We start from the raw sequence: 22,613 nt of genomic DNA on the forward strand, positions 1-22,613 counted from the left end.
ACAATCTTCTAAAGTATCGGCCCTGGTCGAGAGCATTCGTGGCATTGCTGAACAAACCAACCTGTTAGCGCTCAATGCTGCGATTGAAGCCGCCCGCGCGGGTGAACAAGGTCGCGGCTTTGCCGTGGTCGCCGATGAAGTTCGTCAGTTAGCGTCCCGTACCAGTAGCGCGACCGAGCAGATCATTGAAGTGGTCGCAGAAAACAAAAAGCTCACTGAGCAGGCCGTGAACTTAATCAACGACAGCCTCAGTAAAGTCAATGATGCCCACCGACTGTCCAGTGAAGCGGGTGTGGTGATCAACGACATTCAAGCCGGTGCGGAGCAAGTGGTCAGTGCAGTCGAGCAGTTTAAGCAAAGCCTTTAAGCTTTGCTTTCTTGCTCATTGACCTGTGGCCATAAAAGTTGCTGCGCGCGACCACCATCACGAAAACCGTGGCAGGTATTGCGCACAGTTTGGCGCTCTTCTGAACCCGAGGCATAGTTGGGTTCGAAATTTAATTTGTAACCACGAATGGTCTGCAACGCTGCGGTTGCTAACGGCGGCAGCATTTCCGTCAAATGGGTACAGCTAGTGGTGCGCCCTAACGCGACCTTCGCCTTATCCATCCAGCCTTTTTTAATCTGCAAGCCAATCAATTCTTTGTATTGCGGCTCTGCCCCAGAGCAATCTGCGTAAGGGGTATTATGCATTTCTGCACGGACATCACGTATGGTAAAGCTGTCATCAAACACCAATGTCAGGGTCATTCGATGGAGAAAATCGCCGATCTCGATTAAACCACGATCTTCCAAAGAGAACGGATAGCCCTTGGTATCTTCCAGCACACCCTCTACTTCCCATAGGCCATCGTCACGCTGAAAGCCTTGGATATTAATGTTTCGAGTATGTAATGGGGTCCGTTTTACTGTCATGATTTTCGTCCGACTTTGATTCTAATTATTTGATCTATAAGTGTTAACGATTTTTGCTGAGCCTTCAACATTGAGATGCCCATAAAAAAAACGCCTTAGCCACGAGACTAAGGCGTTTCTGTTGTTGGCATCACCCAACATTACTCGGCTTTCGCAAAATGCGTAGACCTATTTTAAATCAAAACGGTCCGCATTCATGACTTTCACCCAAGCATTGACGAAGTCTTTCACAAATTTTTCTAGGTTGTCATCCTGTGCGTAGAACTCTGAGTAGGCACGCAAAATGGAGTTCGAACCGAACACTAGGTCAACACGAGTGGCCGTCCATTTCACATCACCGGTTTCTCGGTTACAGATGTCGTAAGAATTACGGCCAGTTGGCTTCCAAGTATTTCTCATATCCGTCAAATTAACGAAGAAGTCATTACTCAGAACCCCTTCTCGGTAAGTTAAAACACCATATTTTGTACCACCGTGGTTGGTAGCCAAGACACGCATCCCACCGATCAGCACCGTCATTTCTGGTGCGGTTAAGCCCATTAACTGCGCACGATCAAGCAATAACTCCTCAGGTTGCGGGATGTAATGCTCTTTCTGCCAGTTACGGAAACCGTCGTGTAAAGGTTCCAATACAGCAAAGGAATCTGCATCGGTCTGCTCCGCGGTAGCATCGCCACGGCCTGGCGTGAAAGGTACCTTAATGTGTACATCCGCATCGTAGGCAGCCTTCTCAACCCCTGCACTACCAGCAAGCACAATTAAATCGGCCATGCTGACAGGTTTACTTAGACCTTTTTGAATCCCTTCTAAAACCGACAAGACTTTTTGCAAACGCTCTGGCTCATTACCTTGCCAGTCTTTCTGTGGTGCCAAACGAATGCGTGCACCGTTAGCACCACCTCGGTAGTCCGAGCCGCGGAAGGTACGAGCACTGTCCCACGCAGTCGATACTAATTCCGACACGGTAAGTCCAGAAGCTAAAATTGTGGCTTTCAGATCATCAATTTCAATGTCACTTAAGGTGTAATCCACACTTGGAATTGGGTCTTGCCAAATTAAATCTTCCGCCGGCACATCAGCACCCAGGTATCGGCTCTTAGGCCCCATATCACGGTGAGTCAATTTAAACCATGCACGAGCAAACACCTCTGAGAAGTATTCTGGGTCTTTGTAAAACTTCTCTGAAATTTTGCGGTACTCAGGATCGACTTTCATGGCCATATCCGCATCCGTCATAATCGGCATACAACGAATACTTGGGTCTTCAACATCGACCGGTTTATCTTCCTCTTTAATGTCCACAGGCTCCCACTGCCAAGCGCCCGCTGGGCTTTTAACACTGTGCCACTCATGGTTCAGTAGCATATCAAAGTAGCCGTTATCCCACTGAGTTGGGTTAGTTGTCCAAGCACCTTCAAGGCCACTGGTGACCGCGTTACGTCCAATGCCGCGAGTTTTGTGGTTGTTCCAACCTAGGCCTTGCTCTTCGATTTCCGCCGCTTCTGGCTCAGGACCTAAGTTTGCCGCATCACCATTACCGTGAGTTTTACCAACGGTGTGACCACCTGCCGTCAAGGCAACGGTTTCCTCATCGTTCATGGCCATACGTTTAAAGGTTTCACGCACGTCATGGGCTGTTTTTTGTGGATCAGGATTACCGTCCACACCTTCAGGGTTTACATAGATCAAGCCCATCATTACCGCTGCTAGCGGGTTTTGAAGGTCACGTTGACCCGAGTAACGACTGTTTGGGTTATCGGTTGGTGCTAGCCATTCTTTCTCAGAGCCCCAGTAGACGTCTTTTTCTGGGTGCCAAATGTCGGCACGACCGCCAGCGAAACCAAAGGTTTTTAACCCCATGGACTCATAGGCCATGTTACCAGCCAAGATCATCAAATCAGCCCAAGACAGTTTGTTACCGTATTTTTGTTTAATCGGCCAAAGAAGGCGACGGGCTTTATCAAGGTTAGTGTTATCTGGCCAGCTGTTCAGAGGCGCAAAGCGTTGGTTACCCGTGTTAGAACCACCACGGCCGTCGGCTTCACGGTAACTACCCGCGGCGTGCCATGCCATACGAATCATCAAGCCACCGTAATGGCCCCAGTCCGCTGGCCACCAGTCTTGGCTATTAGTCATTAAATCTTTTAAGTCGTTTTTAACTTTTTCAAGATCAAGCTTTGTAAAGGCGGCTGCGTAATCAAACTCATTCCCGAAAGGGTCAGTCTTAGTATCATGTTGATGTAAAATATCGAGATTAAGTGCCTTCGGCCACCACGCCATGACAGAGTCACCAGACTCTGTGTGGCTACCATGCATGACGGGGCATTTACCTTGCGAACTGTTATTATTTTGGCTCATGTCTTGGCTCCTTCACTTGAGAGAACAGGTATGTCCACACATACACATTCCTAATTAAAAATAGATGAATGTTGGGCATACGCATCACTTACTTTAAAAAGATCACATTTTTCTTCGCTGCGTGATTTGTTTTATAAGCATAGGAAACCTTTACCGATTAGAGAAATATGCTTTTTAAATCGGACTCAATAGATTTTTATAATCAAAGCTCACTAACTGCTTCTTCTGAATACAAAAAAGCGCCCTTAGCACAGACTAAGGACGCTTCATCAAAAGACTCGATATCTTATCAGCGCTGACGCCACCAATCCTGAAAGGTTTGCGTGTCATCATCGAGGTTCACTCGTTCGCCGATCAATGGGGTCATCATGCGATACTCTTGCCCCTCGGAGGCTTGGCTAATACGCTCTAACGGGTCATACCACGCATGATGGGCTAATTTAAACTTGCTGTTGTGGGCCGCTAATACCGCTTTGGCGTCGACATCTTGCGCCGCTTGTGCCGCTTGCTCTGGGGACATATGAATGTGCGCCCAATTTTCGTTGTATTGACCGTCTTCTAAAATGGCGAGATCAAAAGCCCCAAGACGCTCACGTATTTCTTTAAAATGTTCACCATAACCCGTATCACCACTGTACAGCACCTTGCGTTTCTCAGTGAGGATGGCAAAACCCGACCAAAGCGTGCGATTGCGCGTTAATAAGCGTCCCGAGAAATGAATGGACGGCACCAAATAAATGCTGACATCAGCGTCTTCAAAGGCATCATACCAATCCCCTTCAAACACACGCTCTTGCGCAAAGCCCCATTGAATCAAGTAAGAACCGACCCCTAAAGGGGCAATCACCTGACCGACTTTTCCTTTCAAGCCTTCCAGGGTTGGCAAGTCCAAATGGTCCCAGTGATCATGTGAAATCAGCAGATAATCAACGGCAGGAATATCTTCCGCATCATAGATATTGGTACCAGGGAATGCCTTATTGGTACCTGGTACAGGGGAAGCATAGTCACTAAACACTGGATCAATCAGGTACGTTTTACCATCGAACTGCATAAAGTAGGTCGAATGGCCCATCCATACCACGACATTGTCTTGGGGATCTAAGGCATGTAAATCGGTTTTCTTAGACGGCAGAGGCTTTTCTGGGATTGCATCGATCACTTCTTGGAACAAGAAACGATAAAACAGTGCAAACTGCCCTTCATCACTGGTCGACACCGGCACTAAAGGATTGTTGTGAAAATGCCCTTCTGCAAAATGATCACTGGCAACCGGAGCCTCAACTCTCGGGGCAACAAATTGAGGTTGCTGCAGATAGATAATGCTGGCTAACGCTAGCAGGATAAGGATGCTCATTAGCCAAGTGAAAATACGACGCATAATACTCATTTATAACAAATCAAAGCGGCGATCATAACAAACAGCGCCGCTAAGAGAATGTCGCTGTACCTAATAGACCCATGAGTATAATTCATGAATCTTGGCGAGAAGCGACCTTAACATCTTCCAATAGCTGGGCCCCAGGGCCCTGTTCGGCCACGATGTCGTCAGGGTTTCTGAGCGGGCAGTCGTCTAACGATAGACAACCACAACCGATACACCCCTCCATTTGATCACGCAGTTGCAGCAAAGTATTAATGCGCTCATTGAGCATGGCATGCCATTCGATACTCAGCTCACGCCACTCTTCGACGGTGATTTTTTTCTTTGGCAAGGTATCCAAGTGCTCCTTGATTAACGCCAACGAAATTCCCGCACGCTGAGCAATACGAATAATAGCAATGCGACGCAATACCGAACGATCATAACGGCGTTGATTGCCTGAATTGCGCCAGCTGTCGATTAAACCTTTGCTCTCGTAGAAGTGGAGCGTGGAGACATTTACACCACTGCGTTTTGCCACTTCACCCACACCTAATGATTGCTCGTTACTCATAGTAAAAAAGCTATTGACCTCAAGTATACTTGAGGTCATATTATTCTTGTCGGCTAGCACACTCAAGTGCCTTTTATCGTTTGTTTTTCGTAGGAGCCGACATGAATCGCCCGCACTCCCCTTTCCAAACCTGCACACGCTTTGGGCATGTCATCGCACACACACCAAGCATTTTTGTTTTCACTTTCCATTCATTAGGGGGTGAAGCATGAACGACAACCAGCACATCAAACAACCATTAGAAATCGACCGTTCTTCGCCAAAATTAGCCTTTGCACTCACAGGCGTAGTGCTGGCCGGCATTTTTGGCGGCATGTACTACATGAAAAACTACGCTCAGGAACAAGCACCGGCTTGGCAGCCTCAAGCCGTGCCCGTGACGGCGATGCAAGTGGAGACCACTGAGCTACCCATTACGCTAAGTGCGATCGGTACCTTAAGTGCTTCGGAGCAAGTACTGCTGGCAGCAGAAGCTTCTGGTCGAGTGGCAAGCATTCACTTTAAGTCAGGCGAATCGGTAGCAAAAGGCGAGCCCTTGGTAGATCTTTACGATGGTACGGAGCAAGCTGCACTAGAAGCGGCTAAAGCCAATGCCAAACTCGCGAAAAGCCAATTAGACCGCTCAGAACGTCTAGCCAAAACCGGTGTAGAGCCGCTGGATACGTTACAGGTACGCCGCTCTACCTATGAGCAAGCTCAAGCTGAAGTGACACGTATCGAAGCCCTATTGCGTCAAAAACAAATCCTTGCGCCTTTCTCAGGGGATTTGGGGATTCGTCAAATTGATTTAGGGGAATACCTAAGCCCAGGCCAGCCCGTGGTGTCTTTGACCGCATTGGAGACTCTGTTTGTTGAATTTTCTGTGCCACAGCAGGCATTCGCTTCGATTCGCACAGGGGCGCAAGTGACACTAACAACCGATGCCTACCCTAATCGCGCTTTTCTGGCCGAAGTGAATGCCATTGAGCCCCAAGTAGACGCAGACACTCGAAACGTTCATATTCAAGCCACCCTTGATAACGCAGACCGCGCTTTACGTCCAGGAATGTACGTCAATGCGTCCTTATCGTTGGACAACCGCAAAGACGCCATTCTGGTCCCCAATACCGCCATTCAAACCTCTGCACAAGGTTACAGTGCCATCGCCATTCGTGGTGAGAATGCGACGGAGAAAGGCAACGCGGAAATCATCGGCGTTCAAATTGGCGAGCGCATTGGCAACCAAATGGTGGTGACATCAGGTTTGAACGCTGGCGACGTCATCGTCACAGTGGGGCAAAACCGCATCCAACCGGGCGCTGAAGTGATTGTTTCTGAGCTTAGCACTTCTGACAATACTGGGTCTGAGGAGCGCTAACCATGAAGTTCACCGACATATTTATTAACCGGCCGATCTTATCGATCGTGGTCAGTTTATTGATCTTATTAATTGGATTAAGCGCCACTTATAATCTGCAAGTGCGCCAATACCCGAAAATGGAAAGTGCCACCATCACCATTGATACGGCTCTCCCTGGCGCAACCCAAGATATGATGCAGGGTTTTGTTACCACGCCGATCGCTCAAGCGATCTCAACCGCCAGTGGTATCGAATACATCACCTCGACCTCGAAACAAGGTAAGAGCCATATTTCCGCTAAGCTGGTACTGAACGCCGATGCGGACCGCTCCATGACAGAGATCCTGTCGAAAGTACAAACGGTGAAATACCGGTTACCTGAGGGCGTAGCCGACCCAGTGATTTCAAAGATTACTGACGGTGCTTCGGCGATTCAGTACATTGCCTTTAAAAGTGATGTCCTAGCCAGCGCACAGATTGTCGACTTTGCCGATCGTGTCGCCTTACCGCTGATCACGTCAGTATCGGGTGTGGCCTCAGCACAAATGGCTGGTGGCGCTTCCTATGCTATGCGTATTTGGGTGGATCCAACCAAGCTAGCAGCCCGCGACATGACCGCCAGTGATATTGCCAATGCACTGCGTGCTAATAATATCCAAGCCTCCCCTGGTCAATTAAAAGGCCCTGATACGGCGATCAATATCACTGCGGGCACTGACCTGCAGGATATGGATGCGTTTCGCGAGATGATCGTCAAAGACGGCGCTAACGGCGTGGTGCGCCTAAGCGATGTAGCGACTATTGAACTGGGCGCCCAAAACTACGATTCAGCAGCCATCGCCGATGGTAAAAGCGCAGTCTTTATCGCCATTTCCCCCACCCCCGACGGTAACCCGCTTGAAATCGTCGACACGGTCAATAAGTTACTACCCGATATACAACGTGCTGCCCCTCCTGGACTTGAAGTCATTAACCGCTTCGATGTGGCGCACTTCGTGAACGCGTCCATTGAAGAAGTGGAACATACACTGATCGAAGCGGTTATCATCGTTATCGTGGTGATTTTCCTGTTTTTAGGAACTTTCCGCGCGGTGATCATTCCAGTGGTGACCATTCCACTATCCCTATTGGGCACTGCGGCTCTGATGCTTGCGTTTGGCTTCTCTCTCAACCTATTGACCCTGCTTGCCATGGTATTGGCCATCGGTCTAGTGGTGGACGATGCCATTGTGGTGGTGGAAAACATTCACCGTCATATTGAAGAAGGCTTACAGCCAATCAAAGCGGCACTGGTGGGAGCCCGTGAAATCATCGGCCCAGTGATTTCCATGACTATCACCCTTGCCGCAGTCTATGCACCGATCGGCTTGATGGGCGGCCTAACAGGTGCACTGTTCCGTGAGTTTGCCTTTACCCTCGCAGGCTCAGTGATTGTGTCTGGGGTGGTGGCTTTAACCCTCTCACCGATGATGAGTGGCAAACTGCTAAGCTCCAAACAATCTGAGTCAAAAATGGCGAAGGCGGTTGAGCACTACATGGAAGGCATGACCAATGCCTACAGTCGTTTGCTGGATAAAACCCTTCGTGCTCGTGGCGCAGTTTTGTTCGCCGGCGCTGCCATTTTGGCCGGTATTGTGATGCTGTTTTTAGGCTCTGAGAAAGAGCTCGCGCCGCCAGAAGACATGGGCTATGTGTTCGCGCAAACCAAAGCACCACAGTATGCCAATGTGGATTACACCCAACGCTACAGTGCAGAGGTGGATCAGATCTTCTCAGAAATCCCAGAATTTACCGGCAGTTTCTTTGCCATTGGTGGCGAGAACGCCAACATCGGTTTTGGCGGTATCATCCTAGAAGAATGGTCTGAGCGTGAGCGCACGGCGGACCAAATCCAAGCTGAGTTAGCAGGTAAAACAGGGGCGGTGACGGGCGTTTATACGTCTTTGTTCCAAGATAACCCTTTGCCTGCCGGCAGTGGTGGCTTACCGGTGCAAATGGTGATTCGCTCGACCGACGACTTCACCAACCTATACGGTACCTTAATGGGGCTGGTCGGTGCCTCTTGGGGCAGTGGCTTGTTTGCCTTTGTCGACTATGATTTGGCCTTTGATAGCGCTGAAGCACACATCAGTATTGATCGGGCTAAGGCCGGTGATATGGGCGTATCTATGTCGGAGATTGCCAATACCCTGGCGATTTTGGTGGGTGAAAACTACATCAACCGCTTTAACTGGTTCGACCGCTCTTACGATGTCATCACACAAACCCCACAGGATCAGCGGTTAACACCAGATAACCTCGGCGAGTTCTATGTACGCACCTCGGCGGGCAAATTGATCCCATTGTCGACTGTCGTGAACGTGGAAGTGAAACCACAACCAAACATGTTGCCACAGTTTAACCAAATGAACTCGGCGACCTTATCTGCGGTGTTAATGCCGGGGGTGACCATGGGGCAGGCGGTGGACTTCTTACAATCCCAGCCGTTACCAGACGGTACCACCGTGGATTGGCTATCGAACAGTCGCCAATTTGTGCAAGAAGGCAATCAGCTAACGATTTCGTTTGCCTTTGCCTTGATCGTGATCTTCTTGGTGTTGGCGGCTCAGTTCGAAAGCTTCCGTGACCCACTGGTGATTTTGATTACCGTACCTTTGGCGATTTGTGGTGCCTTGGCGCCAATCTATCTTGGCTACACCACGCTCAATATCTACACCCAAATTGGTTTGGTGACCTTGATCGGCTTGATCTCGAAACACGGTATCTTGATGGTGTCCTTTGCCAACGATATGCAAATTCATCAGCAAATGTCCAAGCTTGAAGCAATCCGACATTCGGCTGCGGTGCGTATGCGACCGGTACTCATGACCACAGCGGCCATGGTGGCAGGCTTGGTGCCACTGTTATTTGCCGCTGGTGCCGGTGCTTCAAGCCGCTTCGCCATCGGTATTGTGGTGGTGATGGGCATGCTGGTAGGCACCCTATTTACCCTGTTTGTATTACCGACTTTCTACTGCTTGCTCGCTGGTGATCACCGTCACCGTGGCAAAGTAGAGAACCAGGCCTAGACGTTAGGCCTCACCAAGAAAAGCGCCGTTAAGAGCGTTACCTCCAGTGCATATCGCATGGAACCAAAAAAGCCCCTGCTGTTTCTCTCTTCAGCAGGGGCTTTTTAATGGTTTTTGCAAGCCCGTATTTAAGGCTGTGAACGTTCTATGATGACGTTCACTTTGGGCAAAGCTTGCAAAAGATTGATGTCCTCTGGGTGGATCTCACCTAGTTTGACCAACCCTCTGGAATAGCCAAAATCTTTATAAAACAGAGCAATGTTTCCCCAAGGGGCAAAGTAGGTAAAATCCCCTACTTCGGGGTCCATCGCTTTGGGCATACCAGTCGTCGACAGCGCTTTTGGAAGGTACGCAATCTTCTCGGTACTGTGATAATCAGATAACTCAATTTGCAATGGCAGTTGAGCCAAAAAGTCACGGCTGGCTGAGCTATCATTCAAGCTAGCATGAATCACCTGATCCCCAGCAATCACTCGAATTTCCGTAGTTTCAGCCACTGCTACACTGGCCATGAAAGGCAATGTCACAGCCACGCATGGCACGCCTAATGTCGCTAATCTTTTTAAAATAGGATCCAACATAGCTGACCTTCACATTCGCTTCTAAACATATAATATTCAAGCCAAAATACAAAAAAGTGCCAGCCAAGCTTACCTGACTGACACCCTTTTGCGTCGCGCTTTAGACGATGCTTAACCTTATACAGGATAACTTTCTAAGAACAGTTATTCACCTAGGTACTGAGCATCCGTCACAGGTTCCATCCAATCTACCACGGAACCTTCTTCGTTTTTCGCCTGAATGGCGTAGTGCGTCATAGACGTTGTATCCGTTGCACCATGCCAGTGCTTCACACCCGGTGGACACCAAACAATGTCACCTGCACGAATGATTTGCTTCTCTTTACCTTCTTGCTGAGTCCAGCCAGTGCCACTTGTAATAACAAGCGTTTGGCCTACTGGATGTGTATGCCAGTTCGAACGAGCACCTGGGTGAAAGATCACCTCACCCATACTGAACTCACGGTGTTCATTTGGAGCAAAAACCGGATTAATTACGGATGTGCCAGTGAACAGTTTTTCAGATCCAATAATGGTGTTTTGCGAACCGGCACGGGTAATTTCAACGTCCGCTGCTAATGCAGAACCCGCCATCAGAGTAACGAGTGCTGTCGTGATAATCTTTTTCATGTCATATCCTAGGTTTATCAAGTTATAAAATTGTTTGAGAAGCCATTAAGTCAACACTGCGTATTATTTACGACCGTCGAACACTTTCTGGAAAATTGGCATGGCGGTGTATACATTTGGCCAATTGACGTAGAACGCCATCTGCGTCAACGCTTCAGAGGCTTCCGCTTGCTGCAAGCCATTATCTAAGGCACGGTTCAAGTGGAACGGTACTTGTTCTGCTTGGCCGTTAGCCACTAATGAGCTCACGGTAACTAAGCTGCGGTCACGTGGCGATAGGTCTGGACGCAACCAGACATCACGGAACAATGGCTCACGAGTAAAGTCCGCCACACCTTGTGAGGTAGGCGCATAATTCGTTTGAACAGAGTTTTCACGCATGGCTTCAAACTCTTCATCCAGCGGCAGTAACTCGACATCAGCGCCAGGCAGATCATTCGCATCAATATCGCGGTCTTCGTACACGTCCGCCAGCTCATCAGCCGCCGCCACTGCGTTATTCCAACCCGCGTAAAAAGCCAAATGCGTGACAATTTCAGACAGCTCCGCTGGTTTGACACCGTTATCCAGTGCTCGAGCGAACTCTTGAGGTAACATTTCAGTTTTGCCTGCTGCAACCAAGGTTGCCACAGACACTACGCTGCGATCCCGTGGCGACAGACCTTCACGCTTCCATAGGTCATTTTCCAAAACATTTTGGTTGTAATGGGCAAGCGCTGGAGCCGCGCGCTTCAAATTTTCTTGGATAGAGTCTGCATAACCTGCAGAAGCCGCCAATGAAAACGCTAAACCGATTAATGTCTTCTTGTTCATAAGGATCCTCCTAAAATTTAGTACAACGCTATCTGATCTGTTTACATTCTGAAACGAAAAGCATTCTGATAAGACTTATGAATCATGCTAATTAATCTTTTGCAGATTCCTGTTGTCCAAACCGAGCTAAGCTCCATCGTTTAACTCAATTAAACACCGAGATAGATCGGCGTTATGGCTCGCACCTTTGTAAGCATCTCCTTGCTAGACAGCGACAGTCTTCCCCTTGAAGCGGTACGTTAGGTCGCCATGGCTTGATTACGATAGTAGACAGCCATAAGGGCAATGCGTTAGCCTATTCCTGCATCATTATTGCCTAATACGTCAAAGGAGTTTTTAAAAAGGGCAGTCTTGCAAAGAAGAGCACTTTATTTGCACAAAAAACAAATCCAGCAAACCATTGTTTTTAAAGAATAATGGATTTCCAAAACATCAGACATGAATAACATTGCATAAAAAACATGCAACTCAACTTTTTTCTATCAAATTTCACACTTGCCTAATAGAATTGAAACATGACGAGTGCATAGCATACTATCGGCACATCCGAACATGTTTATGAGGTTAACCCATGTCCTTTAGCAACCAAACAAGTCCAGAGATGCAAACGGGATTGAATGATTTATCCCGTAAGGCACTGGCCATCGCGGGTGACGTCAACCAGATACAAACGCCGGTCAAAGGCTTAGTCATTAACAAATGGCCCCATACAACCGACCCCACCAGTTATTCCATGAAGCCAAGCATTTGCTTGATTGCACAAGGGGTCAAACGAGTCATTTTGGGAGATGAAACCTATGTTTACGATGCCAGCCAATTTTTGATTTCATCGGTGGATTTGCCCATCGTTGCGAACATTGTTGAAGCACAGCAAGATAAGCCCTATGTCGGCATTGTTTTGGAGTTGGATTTAACCGAGATCTCACAACTGATCGTGGAAAGTGGCTTACGCTTTCAAACATCAAAACAATCACAAACAGGCATTGCTTTGGGTGAGTTGAACTTGCCTATTTTGAATGCATTTCAACGCTTACTGGACCTTTGTGATGATGAAGAAAGCATTCAAATTCTCGCACCCGCCATTAAGCGCGAGATTTTTTATCGCATTTTGAAAACCCATCAAGGCCAATTGCTATACCAAATTGCAACCGCAGGCAGTCACAGCAACCAAATTTCCAGAGCCATTGATTGGCTGTATAGCAATTACTCCGAACCTTTAAGCATCGGTGAATTAGCAGATTACACGGGCATGAGTAAATCGGCCTTCCATAATCATTTTCGCTCTGTCACCTCCATGACACCGTTGCAGTTCCAGAAAAAGCTACGCCTAAATGAAGCGCGTCGCTTGATGCTGACCGAGAACCTAGACGCTTCCGCCACCACCTACAAGGTAGGCTACGAAAGCCCGTCGCAGTTTTCTCGAGAGTACGCACGCTACTTCGGCCTGCCGCCAAAGAAAGACATCGAGGCACTGCGTCGCCAGCAATTAGCGTCCTAACCACACTATTAAGCAAAAGGGCGATCCATGCGATCGCCCTTTTGTTTGGCTATGACGCCTCTTGGACACTCCAGCGCTTATTAACGGTCATTGCCATAAAGGCCATGACACCAGACAGCAATAATAAAATACCACTGACTGAGAAAGCACTTTGGTAGCCCCACATATCGAATAAGATTCCCCCGACGGTGGAACCCAGTCCAATGGCCAATTGCACAATCGCAACCATCAAGCCACCACCCGCTTCTGCGTCATCCGGCATGGTTTGTGCGACCCAAGTCCACCAGCCCACTGGCGCCGAGGTGGCGATCAACCCCCAAACAAATAACACTGGCATAACCACCCAGTCGTGGGCGCCAAACTCAATCAGCAAGAAAGCGCACAGCGCCAGCAAAACTGGCATGGTCATCAAGGTATAAAACAGTGATTTGCCGAGAAATCGACTGATTAAAGAGGTACCGATAAAGCCGGCAACGCCAATCATCAACAGCACCAGCGTTAGCATACTTTCGCTGACTTGCGTTTCCATTTCTAAGAACGGACGAATATAGGTGTACAAGGTAAACTGCCCCATAAACAGTAACGCCGTAGCAAAGAAGCCGACCGCGACTTCCTGGCGCTTTAATGGGCGAAAGATATGATGCAGTTTACGTTTCTCGCCTTCGGCGGCCATGCTGGGCAGACTCATGTATTGCCAAACGAACGCCACCAGTGCCACGGGGACAAGGAAGAAAAACGCGCCACGCCAACTCACCAACGCTCCGAGCAAACTGCCCAGCGGCGCAGCCACCACCATCGCCAAAGCGTTACCACCATTAAAAATCGCCAACGCCTTGGGTACTTTATGGGCAGGCACCAAGCGCATCGCGGCGGCCGCCGACATGGACCAAAAGCCTCCGAGTGCCACGCCCACCAATGCACGCCCAGCCATGTACATCGCATAATTGGCAGCAAACGCCACCAATAAGCCCGACACCAACATCACACCGGTTAGGGCCATCAGGACTTTTTTACGATCAGCGTTTCCTGCAACAGAGGACACGCTTAGTGCAACAATCAGTGCAAAAATACCAGAGATGGCAATACCTTGACCGACTGCACCTTCGGTCACCGACAGCTCTTGTGCCATGGGGGTTAGCAAACTCACTGGCATAAACTCTGCTGCCACCATTAAAAAGGCACACAGGGTCATGGCGAATACACCGCTCCAATTGGCCGTATCGTCTGTGGTCTCTCTTGTCATGGAGTTATCCATCTCACTCATTTATCCGTTCTCTCGCATACAGGGTTATTATTTAAAAGCGCCATTAAACCAAAATGTCCCGTAAAGGCTGTATCAAAATACTCTTGCAGCCTTGCCTATTCATCGTTGTTTCTTAATCCTTGAAAGAGAAAAGCCCCTAAGACTTGCACCTTAGAGGCTTTACCCACCGATGAGCTATGCGTCAAAACTTAGCGCACCGTGTAACCACCATCGACCGCTAGCCCATGCCCCATCACAAACGTTGAACCTGGACCACATAACCACAGCACAGGATCCGCCACTTCTTCGGCAGAGCCCAAACGACGGGCTGGCACCTGCGCCATGAGAATATCCATGGCTTCTTGTTCCATGTTCTTCATGCCCGCCACCATGGGCGTGTCAATAATGCCAGGGCAGACAGCATTAATACGAATGCCTTGCTCTGCGTACTCAAGTGCTGCCGTTTTCGTTAAACCAAGCACGCCGTGTTTTGCTGCATGGTAGGCACCACGCCCAGGTACACCAACGAAGCCACCCAAGGAAGAACAGTTTACGATGGCACCACTGCCCTGCTTACGCATCTGCATCAATTCATACTTCATGCATAGCCACAGACCTTTGAGGTTGATATCCAGCACACGATCAAACTCTTGCATTTCAAGGTCAGCGGTTTCTGTGGCCATGGATTGTACGCCGGCGTTGTTAAACGCAGCATCGAGACTGCCGAATGCGGCGACGGTTTGCTCAACCATGGCTTTAACAGACGCTTCATCGGTCACATCACATTGAATCGCCAAGGCCTGATAGCCTTGCTTGTTCAAATCATCGGCGACTTGTTGAGCCCCTTCGCCATTGATATCTGCTACCGTCACGGCGGCACCGGCTTTGGCAAATGCTGTGACCGCCGCCAGCCCCATACCGGATGCCGCGCCCGTTACTAAGGTCACTTTATTGGTAAAATCGTGAGACATGTTTCTCTCCCCTGCAAACGTTTTGTATGTGCCAATATTAGTAACACAGGGTTTTTAGGCTGATAACCTGTGCAAAAATCCTTAATCCCTGACTTCATGCAAATACCGCTCAAACACTTTTTTCAGCGCCAGACAAAAGCCTCCTAACCCACTGAAATATATAATCTTTATTAAATTAATAGCAAAGCACAGCAGAACATCATTTTTATTAATGAGTAATGCTCATTAGAGCTATGGCTTTTATGACATTGCCTATTGCGGGGGACTTCTTACAATAAACCGCAGTCAAAAACTCATTAGATGACGCAAACCAACTCTGCTTTTTTAATAAGGCTAAAGAAAAGACTTTAACGCTCTCGGTCGACTCGCTTTGCTTGGTCACTACGTATTAAAAAGGATGCTCTTTTCATGAATTCGCCGAAACAAACCTACTCTTTTATTGGCAGCAGCTTGTCGCTGATCGTATTGTTTGTGGCCTCTGCCACACCGATCCCGCTGTATGGTTTATACCGTGCTGCCGACGGTCTCTCCTATCAAGACCTTTCTCTCAGCTCAGTGGTGTACTTTATTGGCGCACTGATCTCACTACTGTTTTTAGGGCGTCTCTCGAATCATTTCGGGCGACGTTTAACCACGATTCTAGCTCTGCTATTTGGCATACTAGGTTGCGCGGCAATGTTGTTTATCCATGATGCGGGCCCGTTATTACTTGGCCGTTTTTTCCAAGGCCTGTCCTGTGGTTTGGCTTCCTCTGCCATTGCCTCTTGGATCGTTGATACCTCCCACGGCATTCCTAAATGGATTGCCCCTGCTGTAGTCGGCTGTGGCCCGATGACAGGTTTAACCATTGGCGGTGTCGGCTCTGGGTTATTGGTCGATTTTGCTCCTGACCCACGTATTCTGCCGTTTGCCACCATCATCGCCTTATTAGCATTGGTCATTTTTATGGTCTGCTTTGGCAAGGAAACGGTTAACCGCATTCCCGGCGCTTTCCGCTCATTAAAACCACAAATCGCCCTGCCAGAATCGGCGCGAAAAGCCTTTCCTATTGCTGCGGTAACCTTTGTTTGTACCTGGGCGCTAGGTGGGTTCTTTCAGGCCTTCGGCCCTGCCATGGCCCATGAGCAATTGCACTCAGACAGTGCCGTGGCCGCTGCTTTAGTCTTCGCCTCGGTCATGGCACCGAGCTTTATCGGTGCCTCCATTGCCGGACGTTTCCAGCCACGCCAAGTACAAGTGTTTGGCATGCTGTCATTTACACTAAGCTTGGCAGGGCTCTTGTTGTCGCTGCAGATAGGCACGCTAGTAGGTTTCCTAGTAGCAAGTGTCTTAGCAGGAACCGCACAAGGGGCAATCTTGACGGGCAGTATTCGCTCCATGGTGGCCGAGCTGACCACCGAGGAACGTGCCGGTACTTTCTCTGTGATTTACTTCACTTCTTACACAGGTGCCGCGGTACCAACGTTACTAGCGGGACAATTCTCAAGCAGTTACTCACTACTTCAAGTCGCTTGTGCTTACGGTGTACTGGCAGCGGTTGGCTGTGTGATTGTCATTTTAGGTACGCGCCATCAAGCCCGTAGACAAGCCTATTCCAACGCTTAAAGACTATAGTTAAGCCATAGATATTTTTGGAGAACATATGAAGATTTTGATTGATGTCGCTGACACTACCATTGCTGCCACGCTGAAAGGCGATAGCGCTGCGGCAAAAGATTTTTACAACCTACTGCCTCTGGAGCTGACTCTGACCGACTACGCATCGATTGAAAAAGTCAGTGATTTACCGAAAAAACTGTCGACCAATGGGGAACCTTCAGGCACTTCAGCGAAAGCAGGTGACCTGACTTACTATGCGCCGTGGGGCAACTTGGCGTACTTTATTAAAGACTTTAAGCATGCCAGCGGCCTAGTAAAGCTCGGCACCTTGGATGAAGGCCAAGAACTACTGCGCAAATCTGGCCCCGTTCCGGTGACCATTCGCCAAGCTTAAGCGTCTATTTCATTTAGGAGGATAGCCGTATGTGGAATCCTGACGTACTACACGACATTCTTAAGGAAGACGACTTACACATCGCCCCCTACAAACAAGATGGCTGCTCCACCGGCACACCCACTTGGATCTGGTGTGTGGAAGTCGCGGGGGAATTGTATGTGCGCGCCTACCATGGCAAACGTTCGCGCTGGTATCAAGCAGCGTTGGCTCAACAAATTGGCCGCATCTTCGCCATAGGTAAATGTTTTGAGGTGCGCTATGAGGCCATCGACGACGACATGACGCTGGCGGCGGTGGATCATGCCTACAGCAACCGCTACAGCACTAGCTCTTATCTCGATGCCATGATCAATGCTCGTGCGCGAGCAACCACGCTTAAAGTCATTCTACGCGGCCAATAAACAGTCCATCGAAATAGGGATTTAGCGATAGATAAATCCCTATTTACTGTTCAACACTCCTGTCTGAGTCATCCAAAGCAATGATTCAGATGATCTTATGAGTGTTTTGCTCAGAGTCTTTTTTATTCCTCGAACCTTGATTGAATTCATTAGCCAACATTGCTAAAACTTAACTATTCATGTCAAAGGTTCATTTATGTCTAGAGAAAACTACAACGAGCTGATTGCCTTTATCGAAGTGGCCAAAGCGAAAAGCTTTACCCGTGCCGCCGCGCAACTTGGCCTCACCCAGTCCGCTCTAAGCCATACGGTGAAAGGACTGGAAAAACGTTTAGGCATTCGTTTATTAACGCGCACAACGCGCAGCGTTTCTCTGACCGATGCTGGCGAGCGTTTATTGACTAAGATTGCCCCTCGTTTTGAGGAGATCGACGCCGAAATCACGTTTTTAAATGAGCTGCGTGACAAACCAGCAGGCACCATCCGCATTTCCTCCAGCGATCATGCCATTGATACCCTGCTCTGGCCCAAGCTTGAGCCCATGATCCGTCAGTACCCAGATATTAAAATCGAGTTGTGCGTCGATTATGGCTTCACCGATATTGTCGAGCGCCGTTTTGATGCCGGGGTACGTTTTGGCGAAGCCATCGCCAACGATATGATCGCGATCCGCGTTGGCCCTGATTTAAGCATGGCGGCGGTTGCCTCACCGGAGTATTTTGAGCAGCACAGCAAGCCCAAAGAACCCCACGATTTATTAGAACACGCCTGTATTAATTTGCGCCTACCGACCTACGGTGGTCTCTATGCTTGGGAATTTGAAAAAGGCGACCGCTCACTGAATGTAAACGTGGATGGGCAACTGATCTTTAACAGTGTGCAGCAAATCCGCCGGGCCGCGTTGGCGGGTTTTGGTATTGGTTATTTGCCAGAAGATATCTTTGCCGAGGATCTCGAAGCCGGCAAATTGGTGCGAGTCCTAGAAGACTGGTGTCCGCCTTTCACTGGCTACCATCTCTATTTCCCTAATCGGATGCGCTCATCCCCTGCGTTCGATATCGTGATTGATGCCTTACGACATCGTGACTAACAAAAAGGCCTGCATAGCTGGCAGCGCAGCGCAGGCCTTTTCCTGTTAAAGCAACTCTTGCTTAATAATATGCAAATCCCGTTGTGGGAATGGAATCGTCAACCCAGCCGCTTCGATGCGTGGTTTGACTTGCTTTTGAATCGCCCAATGGGTATCCCAGAACTTTTCTGGCGGCACCCACGCCCGTAACTGAAGGTTGACAGAGCTGTCCGCCAGCATATGAACGATCACCTGCGGCGCCGGATCCTTCATGATCACAGCGTTTTCTGCCGCCAAATCCAGCAGCACCTGCATGCCAGTGTCGATCGAGTCTTTATAGGAGATCCCAACGGTCACTTCCAAGCGGCGCTTGCTGTTGCGACTGTAGTTTCTGATGGTGGAATTCCATACCACACTGTTGGGACTAGAAATGTATAAACCGTCTGCGGTCTCAAACACCGAGGTAAATAAACCAATATCCACTACCGTGCCCACGTTACCGCTAAACTCAACGTATTCACCCTTTTTAATGGGTTTTAGGAACAGGATCATAATCCCTGCGGCGATGTTACTCAGGGTGTCTTTTAGGGCTAGGCCAATTGCGAGACCCGCCGCACCCACCAACGCGACTAAACTGGCAGTATTGACCCCGAACAAGTCTAAAATGATCACTAAACCAATAAGGTAAACCGCATAGGAGGCGACTTTTGACAATAATCTCGAAATGATTTCGTCGTTATTGCTAAGCTTAGAGACGCCGGCGAATACCGCTTTTCGGACCACTTTTGACACAAACGATGCTGCCAGAATAATCAGGCAAGCGAGCAAGATGTTTTTCACAATCACGAAGATTTGTGCTTCATACGTTGAATAAAACGCCATCAGCGTGTCCATGAGCTTCTCCTATCAGACACGTTAATCCAGTGCAACAATGCTTCGCTAGTGTAATCAAACTCTTGCTTTCTCACTACTCCTCAATGCGCTTATTTCGCAAGATTCATAGGGGTTGAGCCGCTAAGGCCTGCACGGTATTGGCGACCCACAATTCGATTTCAACCGGATTCAGAGGCTTGGAAAACAAATAGCCCTGTGCCACATGATAGCCTTGCTCACGCAATACCTGTAACTGCGCATGGTCCTCCACACCTTCTGCCACCACATCAAGCTCCAAACTGTTGCCAATCTGAATCACCGCACGGCTTAAGGCACGACTTTTACTGTCAAACTCCAATTCGGTGACAAAGCTGCGATCGAGTTTCAGCTCCTTAATCGGGATTTTACGTAGGTAGCTTAAACTCGAATAACCCGTCCCAAAGTCGTCAATGGAAAAACTGACACCGCAGGCATGAATGTCATGCAGTACCTTCAGGGTAGTTGGGTTCGTATCCATCAAGACGTTTTCGGTCAGTTCTAAAGTGATATCGCTCGGCTGTAATTCATAGTGTCGCAAGGTACTCATAATCTGATCACACAGACCTAGGTTATGGAAATTATTCGGCGATAAATTCACGGAAACGGTTGGGATGGGCACACCTTTGCGGCGCCACTGAGCCATCTGTTCGCAGGCGCAAGACAACGACCATTGGCTTAAGTCGCCAATTAAACCGCATTCCTCTGCCAGCGGAATAAATTGCCCAGGAGACACGGCACCAAACTTCGGGTGATTCCAGCGCGCCAACGCTTCCACCCCATATAACGAACCATCTTGGATGCGAATCTGGGGCTGATATACCAACTCTAAACGTTTTTCTCGGATTGCCTTTTGGAGTTCGGATTCGAGCTCTTGCTTTTCCTGCGCCAATTGGTTCAATTCATGACTAAAGAAAGCAAAGCGACCTTTGCCGGCAGACTTGGCCTGATACATCGCCATGTCCGCTCGATGAATCAAGGTGCCAACATCATGACCATCTTCAGGAAAAACACTGACGCCAATGCTGGCACTTGGATGCAGTAACTCACCGTTGTAATGGAAAGGGGTAGACAGCGCCCCCTTAATGTCTTCAATAAAGCTGCTCAGGGCATTGCCTTGCAGGTTGGGGGCGACCACTACAAATTCATCCCCAGCTAAGCGGCCATACACTTCCCCCGACTGACACGTGTCTTGCAGGTTATGCGCGATATGTTTTAGCAAGCGATCACCTGCCGGATGCCCCAAGGTATCATTCACTTGCTTAAAGCGATCAAGATCGATAAACAAAACCGCCAGAGGACAATTAGCAATCTCCATGTCATGCAGCGCTCGTTCCGCTTTGGCATGCAGCAGACTGCGATTCGGCAGCTTTGTTAAGCTATCGTAATAGGCCAATTGACGAATATTCTGTTGCTGCGCTTCCCTTTCAATGGCTAGGGAACAAATGGGCGACAAAATATTGAATAAGACATTGTCTAACTCGCTCGATGACTCATACTCCTTACGGGAGAACGCAATGACGCCGATGACCTCATCCTGCGAGTCTTTAATCGGCACCGCACAACAGCTACGAAACCCTTCAGCTAACATATAGTGCTTATGGGATGCCCATAATTCATCCGTTTCAATATTGGCAACGCAAACTGGCTCACCGCGAAAAGCCGCAGTACCAGAGGAGGCAACGCCTTCACCAATCGCAATATCATTCAACGCTTTTTTATAGGATGGCGGTAATTTCGGGGCAGCCAGTAGCTGTAAACGGCGATTCGCATCCACCTTAAAAATAGCTGGGTAAAGACCAAGATCAATCGCACTGGCTTCACCGCAAGCCGCATCCATAATCACTTCTAAAGGCTCGTCATTGGCGATCGACGCCAGTACTTTGGAATGAATGACCTGATGCAGCTTGGAGGCGGTAATCTCAGATAAGATGGTCACCATATTTTTGAACTGGCCATGCTCATCAAAAACTGGATTTGACATAACAGAACACCAGGCTTTTCTGCCGCATTTACTTTTTAAAAGCTCTTCGCTTTTGATCGACTGCCCTGACTTAATCGCGGCACGACTGGCTTGCAAACGTTGCTCATCAAAATGTGGTGCAATCACGGAGCTCGGCGCACGCCCTATAATCTCACTTTCATCAAAACCAAGAATTTGTTTAAAACCTTTATTCGCATAAACGACGCGCCAGTCTGCATCGGTAATAAAGATCGCATTATCCGTTTTGTCCGTCACCAGTGACAGCATTTCTAAGTACTTTCGATCCTGTACTTGCTGCGTCACATCTTTGACAAACGCGGTATATAAAATCTTGTCGCCCACTTCCACTTTTGACAGTGAGAAATTCGCCCAGCGGCTCTCGCCATCTTTGCGAATGATTTCTATGTCACGGCTGGAACCAACGATTTTGTTGACGCCAGTTTCGCGATTAGCGTTCACAAAATGATCATGCTGTGGCTTGATATGGTCGGGCACGAGAACTTTTACATTCTGACCTAAGACGTCTTCTTTGCTGTAGCCCCAGAGTTGCTCTGCAGCCTGATTGAATAGAATCACCTGGTTTTGCGAGTTAATCACCACCACGCCATCGATTGCTTGCTGAAGCGTCTGAATAAAGATATCAGATAAACTTTCCTGTTCTGACATAAGTCCCTTAAATCTGCAGGTTACCGAATTTTGTTCAAAATTCTAGCATTGAAAAGAAGGCCACCTCTATCCAATTTCCCCAGATAGAGATTCATTTTGCTGCAATAATGCGACCCTATAAGCGAAATAACTAGGCGATCCGCTTATAAACAACCTATGATATAAACATATACGGAAGTAACTTGGCATTTCATATCCGCTTAATATTAAAGCCCGACGAGCGTTAATATTACTATTGAGACTTCACATCAAATCA

General features: G+C 48.6%; 18 protein-coding genes and 1 pseudogene. 8 read left to right on the plus strand and 11 right to left on the minus strand.

The window, feature by feature from the left end:
* Positions 1-22: 22 nt before the first annotated feature.
* Positions 23-367: pseudogene (locus MAQ5080_RS17765) on the plus strand (methyl-accepting chemotaxis protein); the annotation flags it as partial.
* Here the strand turns inward: MAQ5080_RS17765 and MAQ5080_RS04290 are convergent.
* From MAQ5080_RS04290 to soxR, 4 genes are all read right to left on the minus strand, one after another.
* Complete coding sequence (locus MAQ5080_RS04290; protein ID WP_067207131.1) at positions 364-915, minus strand: DUF2889 domain-containing protein; 552 nt, start codon at positions 913-915, stop codon at positions 364-366. The pseudogene MAQ5080_RS17765 and the gene MAQ5080_RS04290 sit on opposite strands and share 4 nt — an antisense overlap.
* A 168-nt stretch (positions 916-1,083) precedes the next feature.
* On the minus strand, positions 1,084-3,273 hold the full coding sequence (katG, locus tag MAQ5080_RS04295) for a catalase/peroxidase HPI (protein ID WP_067332944.1): 2,190 nt from the start codon (positions 3,271-3,273) through the stop codon (positions 1,084-1,086).
* 289 nt (positions 3,274-3,562) lie between these two features.
* On the minus strand, positions 3,563-4,663 hold the full coding sequence (locus MAQ5080_RS04300) for an MBL fold metallo-hydrolase (RefSeq protein ID WP_197464569.1): 1,101 nt from the start codon (positions 4,661-4,663) through the stop codon (positions 3,563-3,565).
* An 82-nt stretch (positions 4,664-4,745) separates the two neighbouring features.
* Entirely contained in the window at positions 4,746-5,249 is a 504-nt protein-coding gene (soxR, locus tag MAQ5080_RS04305) for a redox-sensitive transcriptional activator SoxR (protein WP_368730402.1), read from the minus strand.
* Between the two features lie 169 nt (positions 5,250-5,418).
* Between soxR and MAQ5080_RS04310 the strand changes: the two genes are divergently transcribed.
* Together MAQ5080_RS04310 and MAQ5080_RS04315 are read left to right on the plus strand one after the other, a co-directional pair.
* Positions 5,419-6,567, plus strand: a complete 1,149-nt coding sequence (locus tag MAQ5080_RS04310) for an efflux RND transporter periplasmic adaptor subunit (RefSeq protein ID WP_067207121.1) — start codon at positions 5,419-5,421, stop codon at positions 6,565-6,567.
* A 2-nt stretch (positions 6,568-6,569) separates the two neighbouring features.
* On the plus strand, positions 6,570-9,617 hold the full coding sequence (locus MAQ5080_RS04315) for an efflux RND transporter permease subunit (protein ID WP_067207118.1): 3,048 nt from the start codon (positions 6,570-6,572) through the stop codon (positions 9,615-9,617).
* Positions 9,618-9,745: 128 nt separating this feature from the next.
* Here MAQ5080_RS04315 and MAQ5080_RS04320 read toward each other — a convergent pair whose 3' ends face one another.
* The 3 genes from MAQ5080_RS04320 to MAQ5080_RS04330 all read right to left on the minus strand — a co-directional run bounded on the left by MAQ5080_RS04320 (position 9,746) and on the right by MAQ5080_RS04330 (position 11,620).
* Positions 9,746-10,150, minus strand: coding sequence for a cyclophilin-like fold protein (locus tag MAQ5080_RS04320; protein WP_197464568.1), 405 nt, complete (start codon positions 10,148-10,150; stop codon positions 9,746-9,748).
* A gap of 192 nt (positions 10,151-10,342) precedes the next feature.
* A complete protein-coding gene (locus MAQ5080_RS04325; RefSeq protein WP_082861036.1) occupies positions 10,343-10,807 on the minus strand; it encodes a (R)-mandelonitrile lyase in 465 nt (154 codons plus the stop codon).
* A gap of 63 nt (positions 10,808-10,870) precedes the next feature.
* Complete coding sequence (locus MAQ5080_RS04330) at positions 10,871-11,620, minus strand: carboxymuconolactone decarboxylase family protein (RefSeq protein WP_082861035.1); 750 nt, start codon at positions 11,618-11,620, stop codon at positions 10,871-10,873.
* 571 nt (positions 11,621-12,191) lie between these two features.
* Here MAQ5080_RS04330 and MAQ5080_RS04335 point away from each other — a divergent pair.
* Entirely contained in the window at positions 12,192-13,118 is a 927-nt protein-coding gene (locus MAQ5080_RS04335) for an AraC family transcriptional regulator (RefSeq protein ID WP_067207116.1), read from the plus strand.
* A gap of 49 nt (positions 13,119-13,167) precedes the next feature.
* On the opposite strand, the gene MAQ5080_RS04340 is transcribed toward MAQ5080_RS04335, so the two are convergent.
* Positions 13,168-14,361 carry an MFS transporter gene (locus tag MAQ5080_RS04340; protein ID WP_231870797.1) on the minus strand — a complete coding sequence of 398 codons (1,194 nt, stop codon included), beginning with the start codon at positions 14,359-14,361 and terminating at the stop codon, positions 13,168-13,170.
* A gap of 209 nt (positions 14,362-14,570) precedes the next feature.
* The gene (locus MAQ5080_RS04345) at positions 14,571-15,332 is read right to left on the minus strand and encodes an SDR family NAD(P)-dependent oxidoreductase (RefSeq protein ID WP_067207110.1); all 762 of its coding nucleotides are present in this window, start codon (positions 15,330-15,332) and stop codon (positions 14,571-14,573) included.
* Between the two features lie 408 nt (positions 15,333-15,740).
* On the opposite strand from MAQ5080_RS04345, the gene MAQ5080_RS04350 reads away from it, so the two are divergent.
* The 4 genes from MAQ5080_RS04350 to MAQ5080_RS04365 all read left to right on the plus strand — a co-directional run bounded on the left by MAQ5080_RS04350 (position 15,741) and on the right by MAQ5080_RS04365 (position 18,819).
* Positions 15,741-16,937 (plus strand): MFS transporter, encoded by a 1,197-nt coding sequence (locus MAQ5080_RS04350; RefSeq protein ID WP_067207108.1) that lies wholly within the window; start codon positions 15,741-15,743, stop codon positions 16,935-16,937.
* 37 nt (positions 16,938-16,974) lie between these two features.
* Positions 16,975-17,325 (plus strand): cyclophilin-like fold protein, encoded by a 351-nt coding sequence (locus MAQ5080_RS04355; RefSeq protein ID WP_067207105.1) that lies wholly within the window; start codon positions 16,975-16,977, stop codon positions 17,323-17,325.
* Positions 17,326-17,354: 29 nt separating this feature from the next.
* Positions 17,355-17,729: a DUF2255 family protein gene (locus tag MAQ5080_RS04360; protein ID WP_067207102.1), complete on the plus strand. Its 375-nt coding sequence runs from the start codon at positions 17,355-17,357 to the stop codon at positions 17,727-17,729.
* A gap of 196 nt (positions 17,730-17,925) precedes the next feature.
* Complete coding sequence (locus tag MAQ5080_RS04365; RefSeq protein WP_067207100.1) at positions 17,926-18,819, plus strand: LysR family transcriptional regulator; 894 nt, start codon at positions 17,926-17,928, stop codon at positions 18,817-18,819.
* Between the two features lie 45 nt (positions 18,820-18,864).
* On the opposite strand, the gene MAQ5080_RS04370 is transcribed toward MAQ5080_RS04365, so the two are convergent.
* Positions 18,865-19,692, minus strand: coding sequence for a mechanosensitive ion channel family protein (locus MAQ5080_RS04370; protein WP_067207097.1), 828 nt, complete (start codon positions 19,690-19,692; stop codon positions 18,865-18,867).
* Positions 19,693-19,795: 103 nt separating this feature from the next.
* Positions 19,796-22,357, minus strand: coding sequence for a bifunctional diguanylate cyclase/phosphodiesterase (locus MAQ5080_RS04375; protein WP_067207092.1), 2,562 nt, complete (start codon positions 22,355-22,357; stop codon positions 19,796-19,798).
* Positions 22,358-22,613 lie beyond the last annotated feature (256 nt).

Origin of the sequence: Marinomonas aquimarina, from assembly GCF_900089755.1 — a bacterium.
Taxonomy (GTDB): Bacteria; Pseudomonadota; Gammaproteobacteria; order Pseudomonadales; family Marinomonadaceae; genus Marinomonas; species Marinomonas aquimarina.